Genomic DNA, 13,949 nt, shown 5'->3' on the forward strand with positions numbered 1-13,949 from the left:
GCGTCGATGATCGTGGAGACCCGTTGGGCGACGATCACCACCGCTGCCTGCGCGGTGACCGGCCGCATCGTCTGGGCCCGCCGCAGCCGCTGCGGGGTTTCCGGACGCTCACTAAGAGCTGACGCGAGAAGAGGACAGGTCCTGGCGACCAAACGGCGGGAGTACGACGAGGACGACGTGCGGGTCCGGCCCGGAAAGTCGTCGCGCCCACGTACGCGCACCCGCCCGCAGCACGCCGACGCGGTCGACGGGTTCGTCATCGCCGTCGACAGAGGGCGCTACACCTGTGTGCTCTCCGGGGCCGAACGCGGCGTGGTCGGTGCCGAGCTGCCCACTGTCACCGCGATGCGGGCCCGCGAGTTGGGCCGCAAGTCGGTGGTGGTCGGTGACCGGGTCAGCCTGGTCGGCGACACGTCCGGCGCGGAGGGCGCGCTCGCCCGCATCGTCCGGATCGCCGAACGTCGCTCGGTGCTGCGCCGCACCGCCGACGACGACGAGACCACCGCCGAGGGTCGGCTGGAACGGGTCGTGGTGGCCAACGCGGACCAGTTGGTGATCGTGAGCGCGTTGGCCGACCCACCGCCGCGCACCGGGTTCATCGACCGCTGCCTGGTGGCCGCGTACGACGCGGACGTCGAGCCGCTGCTCTGCCTCACGAAGGCCGACCTGGCCGGGCCGGAGGAGGTGCTCGGCTACTACACCGAGCTTGAGCTGCCGTACGTGCTCAACCGCCCCGACTCCGACCTCGACGCGCTCCGCGCGCTGCTCAGCGGCAAGGTGTCGGTGCTGGTCGGGCACTCCGGCGTGGGCAAGTCGACGCTGGTCAACCGCCTCGTTCCGGACGCGCTGCGGGCGGTCGGCGTGGTCAGCGCGATCGGCCGGGGCCGGCACACCTCGACCAGCGCGGTGGCGCTGCGGTTGCCACCGGTGCCCGGGATCGACACCGACCCGGGTTGGATCATCGACACCCCCGGGATCCGCAGCTTCGGGTTGGCGCATGTCTCGGCCGACAGCCTGCTGCACGGCTTTCCGGACCTTGTCGAGGGCACCGTCGACTGTCCACCGAACTGTCCCCACACGGCCGACGAGGCCGAGTGTGGGCTGGACGCCTGGGTGGCCGCCGGTAAGGCCGACCCGCGCCGGCTGGCCTCGTACCGTCGGTTGCTCGCCTCCCGGGCGGGCGAGGGCGACTCGCGCGGCGACAGCGACCAGCGCGGCCCCGGCGAGGATGACCGGCGCGGCCCCGACGAGTGACGCGACGGGCGTGGGCTAGGTTGCCGGCATGACCGGGTACGCCGACGACCTCGCCCTCGCCCACCTGCTCGCCGACCGGGCCGACGCCATCGCCACGGCCCGGTTTCGCGCGCTCGACCTGCGCGTCGAGGCGAAGCCCGACCTGACCCCGGTCTCCGACGCGGACACCGCTGTGGAGCGGGAGATCCGCGCCCTGCTGGCCGAGCATCGACCGGCCGACGGGCTGCTCGGTGAGGAGTTCGGCGCGCAGCCGTCCGCCGACCCGAACGGCCGCCGGTGGATCATCGACCCGATCGACGGCACCAAGAACTTCGTCCGTGGCGTGCCGATCTGGGCCACCCTGATCGCGCTCTACGACGGCGATCGGCCGGCGGTCGGCGTGGTGTCCGCACCAGCGCTCGGACGACGTTGGTGGGCCAGCGCGGGCGCGGGCGCGTACGCCGGGCCGGGCCCCGCGACCGGTGAGCGGATCGGCGTGTCCGCGGTGCGCGGGGTGGCGGATGCCAGCTTCTGCTACTCGTCGTTGAACGGGTGGGAGGAGGCCGGGCGGCTCGACGCGGTGCTCGACCTGATGCGGAACAGCTGGCGCAACCGGGCGTACGGCGACTTCTACGGCTACATGCTGTTGGCCGAGGGGGCACTGGACGTGATGGTCGAGCCGGAGTTGTCAGTGTGGGACGTGGCGGCGCTGGTGCCGATCGTCACGGAGGCGGGTGGCACGGTCACGGATCTGGCCGGACAACCGGCTCCCGCCGGTGCTCCGGGCACCGACAGCAGCGTGGTCGCCACCAACGGTGTGCTGCACGCCGACATCCTCGTGCGCCTCAACCGACCAGCCGAGCGCTGACCCCCGGCAACCTCTATCCTCGCCAGGTGGTCTCCTCCGGTTGGTGCTTCCTCGCGGCGATGATCGTCGCGTACGGCTTCGCCAATCTGCTCCAGTCGGTGGCGGCGGCCCGCACCACCGTCCACCACACCTTCGATCCGGGCCTGCTTCTGCGCCTCGCCGGGCACCGGACGTACCTGGTCGGTCTCGGCTGTCAGATCGCCGGTTTCGTGCTCGCCTTCCTGGCCCGGCGGGACCTGCCGCTGTTCCTCGTGCAGGCCAGCGTGGCCGCCGGGCTCGGGGTGACCGCCATCCTCGGGGTGCTGGTGTTGAAGTGGCGGCTGCCGGCGGCGGAGGTGGTGCTGCTGGCGCTGCTCTTCGCGGGGATCACCGCGCTGGTGTTGTCCGCCCGGCCGGCGCCGTCGAAGCAGCTCGGCACCGCCGGCTCGATCGCCCTGCTGGTGGCGCTGGGCGTGATAGCGGTGCTCGGTTTCTTCGCCGTCCGACTGCACGGGGCGCCGGGTTCGGTGGCCCTCGGCTCACTCGCCGGGCTGGCGTTCAGCTCGGCCGCTGTCGCCGCCCGGCCACTGGCATCCGCGCCGTCCGCCGAGGCGTTCCTCGCCGACCCGCTGTTCTACCTGCTGATCGCCCACTCGATAGTGGGTCAACTGCTGCTCGGTCTGGCCATGCAGCGCGGCTCGACGACCGCCGCGGTCGCCGCGATGGACGCCGCCGGCGCGGTGCCGGCCGCGATCGTCGGCCTGCTGCTGCTCAACGACAAGATCTGGCCGGGGCGGGAGTGGCTGGCCGTGGTCGGCTTCCTGGTGACCCTGGCCGCGGTTATCGGCCTGACCCGGTACGCCGAACCGCAGCAGCACCGTTCGGTGACACGCCGTCGGGACCCCGCCATGGTCGGTGCCGGCCAGCCGGGCTGACCGTCCGGCACCGCACCACGGTTGAGGTCCCGCAGCACCGCCGACTCACGCCTCGACCGGCTTGCGGCGGCTCACCACCCGTTCGTAGAGGCGCTCCAGCGCACCGGCGGTCCGCTCCCAGGTGTAGCTGCTGCGCACCCGGTCCACAGCGGCGTGCCCGTACGCGAACCGACCGGCGTTGTCGCCGAGCAGCCGGCGCAGCGACACTCCGAGTGCCCGCACGTCACCGGGGGGCACCAGGCGGCCGGTGACCTCGTCGACGACGGCGTCCGCCAGGCCGCCCATCGCGTAGCCGATCACCGGCACACCGCAGGCCATCGCCTCCAGCGAGACCCGTCCGGCCGAGGAGTAGTGCGGCGTGCAGGCGACCACGTCCGCCGACCGGTACCAGGTGGCCATCTGGTCGTGCGGCACTGCCCCGACGAGCCGTACCTGGTCGACGACGCCGAGCTGTTCGGCCAACTCGCGCAGCCGTCGCGCCTCGGCGTGGTTGACCAACTGGTCGGCCGGCGGCCCGCCGGCGATCACCAGCTCGGCGTCGCCGACCAGCCGCATCGCCCGGATCAGGTCCTCCTGGCCGTGCCCGGCGGCCAGCGAGCCCACCGAGAGGATCCGGGACCGCTGTTCGCGCGGTGCCGCCTCGCCGTCGGGATGGAACAGGTCGATGTCGACGCCGGCCGGCACCAACGCGACCGAGCTGCGTTGCAGACCCATCCGGGTCAGCTCGTCGACCTCGTCGTTGGACTGGGCCACGGCGATGTCGACGGCCCGGGTCAACGCGCGCTCCAGCGTGATCCGCTGGCCCGGCCCGTCGTAGTGACCACCCAGGTGACGCAGCTGCTCGATGCCGAGCGAGTGGAACGTCTGCACCACCGGAATGTCGGTCTCCCGGACGGCGTGCGCGGCGGCCAGGCCACCGACCCAGTAGTGCCCGTGCACCACCTCGGGCCGCCAGGACCCCGACCACTCGTCGGCCAGCCAGCGGCCGACCTCCGTCACGTACGGGATCAGCTCGGCGGTGGGCAGTGGGGTGGGCGGGCCGGCGGGCACCTGGTGCACCTGGTAGCCGTCGACGTTCATCGTCGCCGGCAGCGTCGGGTCGTCCCGGCGCACGTAGAGCCGGACGTCATGGCCTCGTTCGGCCAGCTCGGCGGCGACCCTCGCGGTGTGCTGTCGGGTGCCTACCGGCGGGCCGTCGGCGTGGCGGTAGGAACTGGCGTGCGCGCAGACGAGGCCGACGCGCATGGGTCACCTCCCTGCGATCTTTCCTCGGCGGTGGTCCTCCCGGTCAGAGCGTCCCATTAACCCCGCGACGCTGAGCCGAAACCTGGCAGATCAGGAAGAGTCCCCGCGAGTGCCACCGACACTTGCGCCACGGCAAGCACATGCGACACGCGACAGCACTTCGACGATGATCGACAAGCCGTCGTCGGTGTGACCAGGCCCGGCCGGGGGTACCGCTCAGAAATGCCGCTGACCCGCAGTCTCGCCGATTCGACAGTGGTGATCACCGGTGCGTCCAGCGGGATCGGCACGGCGACCGCGTACGCGCTGGCCCGCCGTGGTGCCGCCGTCGTGCTGGCCGCCCGCAGCGAGCCGGCCCTGCTACAGGTCGCGCAGCGCTGCCGGGAGTTGGGCGGCCGGGCGCTGGTCGTACCGACCGACGTCACCGAGTTGGAGTCGGTGCGGCGGCTGGCCGACCAGGCGGCGGCCGAATTCGGCCGGATCGACGCCTGGGTGAACAACGCCGCGGTGAGCGCGGTGGGGCTGTTCGACGAGATCCCGGTGGCCGAGTTCCGCCGGGTGCTGGAGGTCAACCTGCTCGGGACGGTGCACGGCATCAAGGCGGCCCTGCCCTACCTGGGTGCCGCCGGTGGCGGTGTGCTGGTCAACAACGCCTCGGTGCTGGCCGAGGTGGCAATGCCGTACCAGTCGGCGTACAACGCCACCAAGCACGGCATCCGTGGGCTGGCCGACACCGTCCGACAGGAGCTGCGGGTCACCGGTCGCGGTCACATCTCCGTCTGCACCGTGCTGCCGGCCACGATCGACACCCCGTTCTTCCGGCACACCGGCAACCACAGCGGCCGGGAGCTGGTGCCACCCCCTCCGATCTATCCGCCGGAGGTGGTGGCCGAGACCATCGTCCGGCTGCTGCGCCGGCCTCGACGCGAGGCGTACGCCGGCGGTGCCGCGCGGCTGATCGGCCTGCAGTGGCGGCTGGCGCCCGCGCTGGTCGAGCGCACGCTCGGCTGGTACGCCCACCGGACCCAGTTCGGCCCGGGCGCCCGGGTGGACAGCAGCGGCAACGTGTTCCACCCCGATGCTCAGGCGCGCCAGGACGGTGGCTGGCACGGTCGGCGGCGACAGTTGGCGCGGATGACCGCCGCCTTCGGTCTGGCCGCCGCCGGCACCGCTGTCGGCACCCTGGCGGCCATCAACCGCCGCTCCCGGTCGGACCGCTGATGGCCGATGTCGAGCGCCCGAATGCGCTGACCGTCACCGGCGCGCACAATGGGGCGATCATGTCGAGCTGTCTCGTGGAAATCGACGAGTCGTCAGCGGTGGTCCGACTGACCGGCGTGCTCGATGCCGCCGGTGCCGAGGCGGTACGCGGCGCGCTGCTCGCCCGTCTGCTGGCCCGGCCCGGCCCGGTGGTGGCCGACGTGACCGGCCTGCGGGTCGTCGACCCGGCCGGGCGCGACGTCTTCGCCGACGTACGCCGGGAGGTCGCCGACTGGCCCGCCGCGGACCTGCTGCTGTGTGACCCGGCGGTGGACGGGCCCGCCCAGCCGGACGCCGCGCTCGCCGGGGTACCGGCCTGGCCGACGCTCGACGGGGCGCTGGCCGCTGTGGCGGCGACACCACTGGCGGCGGTCCTCACCGCCGAGCTGGCTCCGGCGGTGGGCGCCGCCAGGCAGGCGCGCGAGCTGGTCACCACCGGTTGCGAGCGCTGGGGCATGCCGACGCTCGCCGACCCGGCGTGCATCGCGATCACCGAGATGGTCAACAACGTGGTGGCGCACGCCCGGACCCCGATGACGGTTCGGCTGGCGCCCCGGGAGACCACCCTGCACCTGGCGGTTCGCGACCACTCCCCGCGTCAGCCGACGTTCGCCGGGATGTCCCCACCAGACCGGGCCGGCGGTCGGGGACTGCTGCTGATCGACACGGTGACCCGCCGCTGGGGCAGCACTGCCGTACCGGACGGCAAGGTCGTCTGGTGTGTGCTGCACCCCGACGACGAGGCCGCCTGACGGGGCTTTCGCCATCGGCGCCCGATTCGGCGCCGTACCGTCGACTGCCGCCCGGTTACGGCGGCAGGGCAGCGGGTAGTGATCAGACATGCGCGACAACGAGTACCCGACCCCCGTGTCCGACACCGAGGCGCAAGGGCTGCCCGACACCGCCGATGACGACTCGACCGCCAACGACGACGTCCTCACCGGGCGCGAGGCGGACGGCCCGGACCCGGCCCAACTGCCCGGCGACCGGACGCCGGTGGCGGTGGACCGGTTCGGCACGACCGCCGAGGAGCAGCTCGACGGTGAGTCGTTGGACTACAAGCTCGACCGCGAGGTCTACGAGCGCCCGGCGGACGACCCGCTGGCCGGCACCATCGACCCGAAGATCGCCTTCGAGGCGGACAACCTGGAAGCCGCTGCGGAGGCTCAGCTGGACGCCGACGTGATGGATCCCGGGCCGACCTCGGACCCGAACTCACCGGTCTCCCTCTACGACCACGGTCAGCTCGGCACCGTTGCCGACGCCACAGTGGGCCGGCTGGTGGAACCCGACGAGGGGGCGCACACCGACCAGGAGACCGACTCGGTGGCGTACGACGCCGGATCGGCCGGGGGCGGAGCCACCGCCGAGGAGCTGGCCATCCACGAGACGGAGCCGCCGCGCTCGGTCTGACGTCCGCTCAGTCGTCCAGACCGCGTTCGATGGCGTACCGGGTCAGCTCGACCCGGTTGTGCAGTTGCAGCTTGCCCAGGGTGTTCTGCACGTGGTTCTGCACGGTGCGGTGCGACAGGCCGAGCCGCTGGGCGATCTGCTTGTACGACATCCCCTTCGCCACCAGCCGCAGCACCTCCGTCTCCCGTTCGGTGAGCTGGGGCGTCGCGGGTTCGGCAGCGCCGGCCGGGCCGGTCCCCCGCCCCGGCCCGGCGGCCAGCCGGCGGTACTCGCCGAGCACCAGCCCGGCCAGGCCGGGCGTGAAGACCGCGTCGCCGGCCGCGGTGCGGTGCACCGCCTCCAGGAACTCGGCGGGCGCTGTCGACTTCACCAGATAACCGGTGGCCCCGGCCTTCACCGCGTCCAGCACGCTCTGCTGTTCACCGCTGGCGCTGAGCATCAGCACCCGTACGGCCGGCAGCGCCGCGCGCAACCCCAGGATCACCTCGACGCCGGAGATGTCGGGTAGTTGCAGGTCGAGGACGACGACGTCGGGCCGGGCCGCGGCGGCCACCCGGATGGCCTGTCGTCCCTCGCCGCTGGTCGCCACCACCAGGAAACCGGCCTCGGTCAGGTCGCGGGCCACGCCCTCCCGCCACATCGGATGGTCGTCCACCACCATCACCCGGACCGGGTTCGCCGCCGTCACCTCGGCACGCTCAGCTCGATCTCGGTGCCCGCCTCGGGGGCGGACACGATCCGCACGGTGCCGCCCACGTCGACCACCCGTCCCCGGATCGACTGGGTCACGCCGAGCCGGCCCTGGGCGGCCGCCTCGTCCAGCCGGCCGTCCGGAATGCCCGGCCCCTCGTCGCGGATCGACACGGTCACCGTCGCCCCCTCGTCCTCGATCAGCACCCAGGCCCGCCCGCCGGCGTGCCGCCCCACGTTGTCCAGGGCCGCGCCGGTCGCGGCGGCCAACTCCGCGGCCACCCGCCGGGGCAGCGGCACCGGAGTGGCCGGGGCGGAGAGCGCCACCGCCGCCGAGGCGTACCGGCCGAGCAGGGTCCGCAGGTCCACCGCCTCGCCGCCGTCCGGGAGGCTCGCGGCGGCCGGGCCGGCCCCGGCGATCAGCGCCCGCAAAGCAACCTCCTGCTCACCGGCCAGCCGGGCCAGCTCGCCGGCCTCCCCGGGCAGGTCGGCGCCGCGCCGCTGCACCAGCGCCAGCACCTGGAGCACCGAGTCGTGAATGTCCCGGGCCAGCCGCTCCCGCTCCCGGGTGGCGGCCTCCAGCTCCACCGCACGCTGCAACCGCTCCTCGGCGCTCACCGCGAGCCGGGCCACATGCCCGACCACCACCCCGGCGAGCAGCATCAGGATCACCCCGGTGAACGAGGACTGACCGATCCGCTCCCGGGTGGCCAGGTCCGCGCCGGCGACCAGCAGCGCGGCGACAGTGCCCCGCCGCCGGCCACCGGAGACGGCCCAGGCCAGCACCGGGCCGGCCATCCAGGCCACCCCCAGGGTGGGTACGCCGTGGGCGAGCGCCGTCCGGCCGACCACCCACGGGGTGGCCAGCACGATGGCCATCACCACCCCCAGGTCGGCCAGCAGCAGCGGCCAGCGCCGCCAGGCCGGCCGGGCGTACCCGACCGCTGTCGCGCCCGTCCAGGCGATCATCAAAAGGATCAGGGCACCGACGGCGTACGGGTGGGCGTACCGGTCGGCGTCGCGCACCGCGAGCACGCAGACGTACGCCAGGGAGGCCAGTCTGAATACGGTGAGCGCACGCCACAGCGGCACCTCGAACCCACCCGGCGGCGACGGCATGGCGGTCAGGATGCCACAACCGGTCCGGCACACGGCGAGCAGCGAGTGCGGTTCAGGAAACCCTGACGTACGGTGGAAAAGCCGCGAATTACTCCGAGATGTGCCGCCGGGACGGGCCCATGACAAACGCAGATCCGCACGCACCGCGTACGGTTGTGCCCATCGAACCTGCCCTCCTGATCGCCGAAGCCTTTGACCAGGCCCAGGTGACCGAGATTCGACACTCGGTCACCTCCTGCGCGCATGCCTCCGGCCTCAGCGGCCAACGCTTGGACGACTTCGTGCTCGCGATCAACGAATTGATCACCAACGCGGTGCGGCACGGCGGCGGGCGCGGCTGGCTGCGACTCTGGCACGAGTCGGGTGCGCTGATCTGCGAGGTCGCCGATCACGGGCACGGGATCAGCCCACAACGGCTGGGCGACCGCAGTCGGCCCGCCCCGGACACCGCCGGCGGCTGGGGCCTCTGGCTGGCCCGCGAGCTGACCGACGCGATGGAGGTGGTCACCGGCACCGCCGGCACCACCGTCCGCATAACCACCGGCCTAACCAACCACAACCACACCCCGCACTAACCCGCCGCCGCCCCACCCCCGGCCTCACCCCGCCCCGCCCCGCTCCCGGCCCGCCCCGCTCCCGGCCCGCCCCGCCCCGCCCCGCCCCCGTCGATCATGGAGTTGTGGTGGGTGACAAAGTCCTCGAATGACGCCAAACCAGGCACCACAACTCCATGATCCACAGGGTCAAGCCGCGATCTTGCACTTACTGTCCCGACATCGGTGGCAATTCACGCTTTTCGACAACCGAAACTGCAAGATCGGCGGAGGCAGGTACGGCGCGGGGCGAGGCAGGGCGCAAGGCCCGCCGGGCTGGGCGCGGGTTGGGGTCAGGCGAAGAGGGCGGAGACGGATTCTCCGTTGTGGATTCGGCGCGTCGCCTCGGCCAGGGCGGGGGCCACCGACAGGACCTGCAGCTTGGGAACCCGCTTGGCGGCCGGGATGGGCACCGTGTTGGTGCAGACGATCTCCAGGACGCCGTCCTGGTCGCTGAGCCGCTGCAACGCGTCACCGGAGAAGAGGCCGTGCGTGCAGGCGAGCCGGATCGACCGGACCTTCAGGCCGCGCAGATGCTCCATCAGCTCGACCACCGTGCTGCCCTTGGCGATCTCGTCGTCCAGCACGATGACGTCCCGGTCGGTCACGTCGCCGATCACCGCGCTGATCTTGACCAGGTCGTCGCTGAACCGCTGCTTCGCCCCGGCCGCGACCGGAGTGCCGAGCAGCCGGGCGAAGGCTGCGGCCTCCTTGGCGTTGCCCAGGTCGGGCGAGACCACCACGGTGTTGCTGAGGTCGTAGCGCCGGAAGTGGGTGGCCAGTTCCCGCAGCGCGTGCAGGTGATCCACCGGAACGCTGAAGAAGCCGTGCACCTGCGGCGAGTGCAGGGTCATCGCGAGCACCCGGTCCGCCCCGGCCGAGGTGAGCAGGTCAGCGACGAGCCGCGCGCCGATCGAGATCCGTGGGGCGTCCTTCTTGTCCGAGCGGGCGTACGCGTAGTGCGGCAGCACCACGGTGATCCGACCGGCGGAGGCGCCCCGAGCGGCGTCGATCATCAGTAGCAGCTCGACCAGGTGCTCCTGCACCGGCGGCACCAACGGCTGGATCAGGAAGACGTCCCGCTCCCGACAGTTGGCCTGCAACTGGACTTCCAGACAGTCGTTCGCGAACCGGGAGACCCGCACCGGGTGCAGCGGCACCCCCAGGTGGGCGCAGATCTCGGCAGCCAGGTCGGGATGGGCGGTTCCACTGAAAACTGCGATGTCGCGCACGTTCGCACATCGTAGGGGAAGCGGACGGCCGCCGACGGCGGCGGGCCGGAACCCGCCGTGACGCCTGTCGCGCCGCGCCGCCGTCCGGGTACGGTGCTGCGGTGACCCCCCAGTACGTCGCCGCCATCGACCAGGGCACCACTTCCTCGCGGTGCATCGTCTTCGACCGGGCCGGGGACATCGTCGCCGTGGCCCAGCGCGAGCACCGGCAGATCTTCCCCCGACCGGGGTGGGTGGAGCACGACGCCGAGGAGATCTGGGACAACGTCGAGCAGGTGGTCGCCGAGGCGCTGCGGGCCGCCGGCACCGACGCGTCCGGGCTGGCCGCTGTCGGCATCACCAACCAGCGGGAGACCACTGTCGTCTGGGACCGGGCCACCGGCCGCCCGGTGGCCAACGCCATCGTCTGGCAGGACACCCGGACGGGGCCGCTGTTGCGCGAGCTCGCCTCGGCGTACGGCGAGGAGCGGTTCCGGGCCCGCACGGGCCTGCCGCTGGCCACCTACTTCGCCGGGCCGAAGCTGCGCTGGCTGCTCGACGAGGTCGAGGGCCTGCGCGAGCGCGCCGACCGCGGCGAGGTGCTCTTCGGCACCATGGACAGCTGGCTGATCTGGAAGCTGACCGGCGAGCACGTCACCGACGTGACAAACGCCAGCCGGACCATGCTGATGGACCTCACGACCCTCGACTGGGCGCCGGATCTGCTGGACGCGATGGGTGTTCCGGCGGCGATGCTGCCGGAGATCCGCTGCTCCGCAGAGGTGTACGGCACGGCGAGCGGGGTGCTCGCCGGGGTGCCGGTGGCCAGTGCGCTCGGCGACCAGCAGGCCGCTCTGTTCGGGCAGACCTGTTTCCAGCCGGGTGAGGCGAAATGCACCTACGGCACCGGCAGCTTCCTGCTGCTCAACACCGGCGCCACCCCGGTCCCGTCGACGCACGGTCTGCTCACCACCGTCGCCTACCGGATCAAGGGCCAACCACCGGCGTACGCCCTCGAAGGCGCCATCGCGGTCACCGGCTCACTGGTGCAGTGGCTGCGGGACAACCTCGGGCTGATCTCCACGGCCGCCGAGGTGGAGGAGTTGGCCAGCACCGTGGACGACAACGGCGGCTGTTACGTGGTGCCGGCGTTCTCGGGGCTGTTCGCCCCGCACTGGCGCAGTGACGCCCGGGGGGTCATCGCGGGCCTGACCGGTTACATCACCAAGGGACATCTGGCGCGTGCGGCGCTGGAGGCGTCGGCGTGGCAGACCCGCGAGGTGGTCGACGCGATGAACGCCGACTCCGATGTGGCGCTGCGCCGTCTCCGGGTGGACGGTGGGATGACCGCCAACGGCCTGCTCATGCAGTGCCTCGCCGATGTGCTCGACGTGCCGGTGGTCCGTTCCCGGATCACCGAGACCACCTGCCTGGGTGCCGCGTACGCGGCGGGTCTGGCGGTCGGCTTCTGGCCGGACCTGGCAACTCTGCGGGCGCAGTGGCGTTCCGACGCGCAGTGGGAGCCGGCGATGGCCCCGGAGCTACGCGAGCAGGAGCTGCGCCAGTGGCGCAAGGCAGTGCAGCGCACCCTCGACTGGGTGGAGTGAGCCGGTCACTCCCAGCGGTTGCCGGTCAGCTTCTCGTAGACGTCGATGTATCGGGCCCGGGTCGCCTCGACCACCTCGGCCGGCATGTCCGGGGCGGGAGCCTGCTTGTTCCAGCCGCTGCCGGTGGCCCAGTCCCGTACGTACTGCTTGTCGTAGGAGAACTGCACCCGGCCCGGCTGGTACGACTCGGCCGGCCAGAACCGCGACGAGTCGGAGGTGAGCAGTTCGTCGGCGAGGACCAGGGTGCCGTCCGGCGCCCAACCCAGCTCGATCTTGGTGTCGGCGACCAGGATGCCCCGGTCGGCGGCCAGCTCGGCGCCGCGCCGGTAGATGTCGATGGTGATCTGCCGGAGCCGCTCGGCGGTGGCCTGACCCACCTTGTCCACCACGTCGTCGTACGTGATGGGCTCGTCGTGCTCGCCGGCCGGGGCCTTGCTCGACGGCGTGAAGATCGGCTCGGGCAGGATCGACGCCTCGCCGAGCCCTCGCGGCAGCTCCACGCCGGAGACCGCGCCGGTCTTCTCGTACTCCCGCAGGCCGCCGCCGGTCAGGTATCCGCGGGCGACGCATTCGACCGGGAGCATGTCCAGCCGCTGGCAGCGGATGGCCCGCCCGGCGAACTCGGCGGGCACGTCGGTGGCCGAGATGACGTGGTTCGGCACGAGGTCGGCGAGCTGCTCGAACCACCAGAGCGAGAGCGCGGTGAGCAGACGACCCTTGTCCGGGATCGGCGTCGGCAGCGCCACGTCGTAGATCGAGATGCGATCCGAGGCCACCAGGATCAGGTCGTCGCCGTCGGCGTAGACGTCCCGGACCTTGCCCGAGTGCAGAAGTTCCACGCGCCCTAGTACACCACGCGAGATCGCGGGGCCTGATTCGACCACCCTGCCGAGGGTGACCGGACGGACGTTGACACCTTCGTGTGCTGCCTGCGTGAATGGTCCGACCGCCACCCCCGTAGGTCCAGGAGAGCCCCGTGCCCGTTGTTCGCCCTTCGCTCGACCGCCTCGGCGCGGACCCGGGTCGGCGCCGACTGCTCAGCGCGCTGCTCGGCGCACCTCTGCTCGCGTCCGGCGGACTGGCAGGGTGCAGTGACGACGCCGCCACCTCGACCCAGGACGGGCCCGTCGAGCTGTCGGTCTTCTGGTGGGGTGGCACCAAACGGGCCGAGCTCACCGAGAAGGCGCTGCGGCTTTACTCGGATCGCAACCCCCGGGTCACCTTCCGGGTCACCTGGCAGGGCGCCGACGGCTACTACGACCGGCTGGCCACCCAGGCGGGCGGCGGGAACGTACCGGACCTGATCCAGATCGACGACGCCATGCTGACCGAGTACACCCAGCGTCAGGTCATTCTCGACCTCACCGACCACCACCTGGATCTTCGGGGCCTGCCGGAGGGTCTGATCCGCTACGGCACGGTGGAGGGGCGGACGATGGCGGTGGCCGCCGGGCAGACCCACGCCGTGGTGGTGTTCAACCGGGACCTGCTGCGGGAGCTGGAGATGCCGGAGCCCCGCGCCGGGATGACCTGGCCCGACTACATCTCCTGGGCCACGCAGGTCACCGAGGCCAGCGACCGCCGGGTGGCCGGCACCATGGACGGTTCGGGCGACTACCGGGCACTCTGGCTCTGGTTGCGGTCGCAGGGCGGCGAGTTCTACCGGGGCAACCAGCTCGGCTTCGGCGCGGACGAGCTGATCGCGTGGTTCGAGTTGTGGCAGCGGGCCCGTCGGAGCCGAGCCACGCCAAGCGCGGCCCTGGTCGAGCAGGCCGACAGCGGCGAGCCGGCCCGGC

Annotated in this window: 14 protein-coding genes; 9 read left to right on the plus strand and 5 right to left on the minus strand. The window is 72.3% G+C overall.

All coding sequences use genetic code 11. The annotated features are described in order from the left end of the window. Nucleotides 1-177 precede the first annotated feature (177 nt). Genes rsgA through ABZ749_RS14660 form a run of 3 tightly spaced genes read left to right on the plus strand, consistent with a single transcriptional unit; the run spans nt 178 to nt 3,015 of the window. Nucleotides 178-1,254: a ribosome small subunit-dependent GTPase A gene (gene rsgA, locus ABZ749_RS14650; protein ID WP_355008164.1), complete on the plus strand. Its 1,077-nt coding sequence runs from the start codon at nt 178-180 to the stop codon at nt 1,252-1,254. Nucleotides 1,255-1,282: 28 nt separating this feature from the next. Next, nucleotides 1,283-2,101, plus strand: coding sequence for a histidinol-phosphatase (gene hisN, locus ABZ749_RS14655; RefSeq protein WP_357227685.1), 819 nt, complete (start codon nt 1,283-1,285; stop codon nt 2,099-2,101). Nucleotides 2,102-2,127: 26 nt separating this feature from the next. Then, entirely contained in the window at nt 2,128-3,015 is an 888-nt protein-coding gene (locus ABZ749_RS14660) for a hypothetical protein (protein ID WP_357227687.1), read from the plus strand. A 45-nt stretch (nt 3,016-3,060) separates the two neighbouring features. Here the strand turns inward: ABZ749_RS14660 and ABZ749_RS14665 are convergent, their stop codons facing one another. Further along, on the minus strand, nt 3,061-4,260 hold the full coding sequence (locus ABZ749_RS14665; protein ID WP_355008166.1) for a glycosyltransferase: 1,200 nt from the start codon (nt 4,258-4,260) through the stop codon (nt 3,061-3,063). Nucleotides 4,261-4,482: 222 nt separating this feature from the next. Here ABZ749_RS14665 and ABZ749_RS14670 point away from each other — a divergent pair, with 222 nt between their 5' ends. From ABZ749_RS14670 to ABZ749_RS14680, 3 genes are all read left to right on the plus strand, one after another. Further along, a complete protein-coding gene (locus tag ABZ749_RS14670; protein ID WP_357227689.1) occupies nt 4,483-5,481 on the plus strand; it encodes an SDR family oxidoreductase in 999 nt (332 codons plus the stop codon). Continuing rightward, nucleotides 5,481-6,272 (plus strand): ATP-binding protein, encoded by a 792-nt coding sequence (locus ABZ749_RS14675; RefSeq protein WP_357227692.1) that lies wholly within the window; start codon nt 5,481-5,483, stop codon nt 6,270-6,272. Before ABZ749_RS14670 ends, ABZ749_RS14675 begins: the two co-directional genes overlap by 1 nt. An 88-nt stretch (nt 6,273-6,360) precedes the next feature. Further along, nucleotides 6,361-6,933, plus strand: coding sequence for a DUF5709 domain-containing protein (locus ABZ749_RS14680; RefSeq protein WP_099848385.1), 573 nt, complete (start codon nt 6,361-6,363; stop codon nt 6,931-6,933). A 7-nt stretch (nt 6,934-6,940) separates the two neighbouring features. On the opposite strand, the gene ABZ749_RS14685 is transcribed toward ABZ749_RS14680, so the two are convergent. After that, complete coding sequence (locus tag ABZ749_RS14685; RefSeq protein WP_196924633.1) at nt 6,941-7,594, minus strand: response regulator transcription factor; 654 nt, start codon at nt 7,592-7,594, stop codon at nt 6,941-6,943. Between the two features lie 23 nt (nt 7,595-7,617). After that, nucleotides 7,618-8,742, minus strand: coding sequence for a DUF5931 domain-containing protein (locus tag ABZ749_RS14690; protein WP_357227695.1), 1,125 nt, complete (start codon nt 8,740-8,742; stop codon nt 7,618-7,620). Between the two features lie 119 nt (nt 8,743-8,861). On the opposite strand from ABZ749_RS14690, the gene ABZ749_RS14695 reads away from it, so the two are divergent. Continuing rightward, nucleotides 8,862-9,317: an ATP-binding protein gene (locus ABZ749_RS14695; protein ID WP_357227697.1), complete on the plus strand. Its 456-nt coding sequence runs from the start codon at nt 8,862-8,864 to the stop codon at nt 9,315-9,317. A gap of 311 nt (nt 9,318-9,628) precedes the next feature. Here the strand turns inward: ABZ749_RS14695 and ABZ749_RS14700 are convergent, their stop codons facing one another. Next, nucleotides 9,629-10,567: a ribose-phosphate pyrophosphokinase gene (locus tag ABZ749_RS14700; RefSeq protein ID WP_091406120.1), complete on the minus strand. Its 939-nt coding sequence runs from the start codon at nt 10,565-10,567 to the stop codon at nt 9,629-9,631. Nucleotides 10,568-10,668: 101 nt separating this feature from the next. Between ABZ749_RS14700 and glpK the strand changes: the two genes are divergently transcribed. Next, nucleotides 10,669-12,153, plus strand: coding sequence for a glycerol kinase GlpK (gene glpK, locus ABZ749_RS14705; RefSeq protein ID WP_357227700.1), 1,485 nt, complete (start codon nt 10,669-10,671; stop codon nt 12,151-12,153). Between the two features lie 5 nt (nt 12,154-12,158). Here glpK and ABZ749_RS14710 read toward each other — a convergent pair whose 3' ends face one another. Then, nucleotides 12,159-12,992 (minus strand): phosphoribosylaminoimidazolesuccinocarboxamide synthase, encoded by an 834-nt coding sequence (locus ABZ749_RS14710; RefSeq protein WP_355008173.1) that lies wholly within the window; start codon nt 12,990-12,992, stop codon nt 12,159-12,161. Between the two features lie 137 nt (nt 12,993-13,129). Between ABZ749_RS14710 and ABZ749_RS14715 the strand changes: the two genes are divergently transcribed. Beyond that, nucleotides 13,130-13,949 (plus strand): extracellular solute-binding protein (locus ABZ749_RS14715; protein WP_357227703.1); only part of this gene is annotated, 820 nt, incomplete at its 3' end.

Source organism: Micromonospora sp. NPDC047753 (assembly GCF_040642735.1).
Lineage (GTDB): Bacteria > Actinomycetota > Actinomycetes > Mycobacteriales > Micromonosporaceae > Micromonospora.

What these genes read in the sequence shown, in the direction of transcription:
- ABZ749_RS14675 (WP_357227692.1), top strand. Translation starts at nt 5,481, where the DNA reads ATGGCCGATGTCGAGCGCCCGAATGCGCTGACCGTCACCGGCGCGCAC.
- ABZ749_RS14665 (WP_355008166.1), bottom strand. Translation starts at nt 4,260, where the DNA reads ATGCGCGTCGGCCTCGTCTGCGCGCACGCCAGTTCCTACCGCCACGCC.
- hisN (WP_357227685.1), top strand. Translation starts at nt 1,283, where the DNA reads ATGACCGGGTACGCCGACGACCTCGCCCTCGCCCACCTGCTCGCCGAC.
- ABZ749_RS14670 (WP_357227689.1), top strand. Translation starts at nt 4,483, where the DNA reads ATGCCGCTGACCCGCAGTCTCGCCGATTCGACAGTGGTGATCACCGGT.
- ABZ749_RS14695 (WP_357227697.1), top strand. Translation starts at nt 8,862, where the DNA reads ATGACAAACGCAGATCCGCACGCACCGCGTACGGTTGTGCCCATCGAA.
- ABZ749_RS14685 (WP_196924633.1), bottom strand. Translation starts at nt 7,594, where the DNA reads ATGGTGGTGGACGACCATCCGATGTGGCGGGAGGGCGTGGCCCGCGAC.
- ABZ749_RS14690 (WP_357227695.1), bottom strand. Translation starts at nt 8,742, where the DNA reads ATGCCGTCGCCGCCGGGTGGGTTCGAGGTGCCGCTGTGGCGTGCGCTC.
- ABZ749_RS14680 (WP_099848385.1), top strand. Translation starts at nt 6,361, where the DNA reads ATGCGCGACAACGAGTACCCGACCCCCGTGTCCGACACCGAGGCGCAA.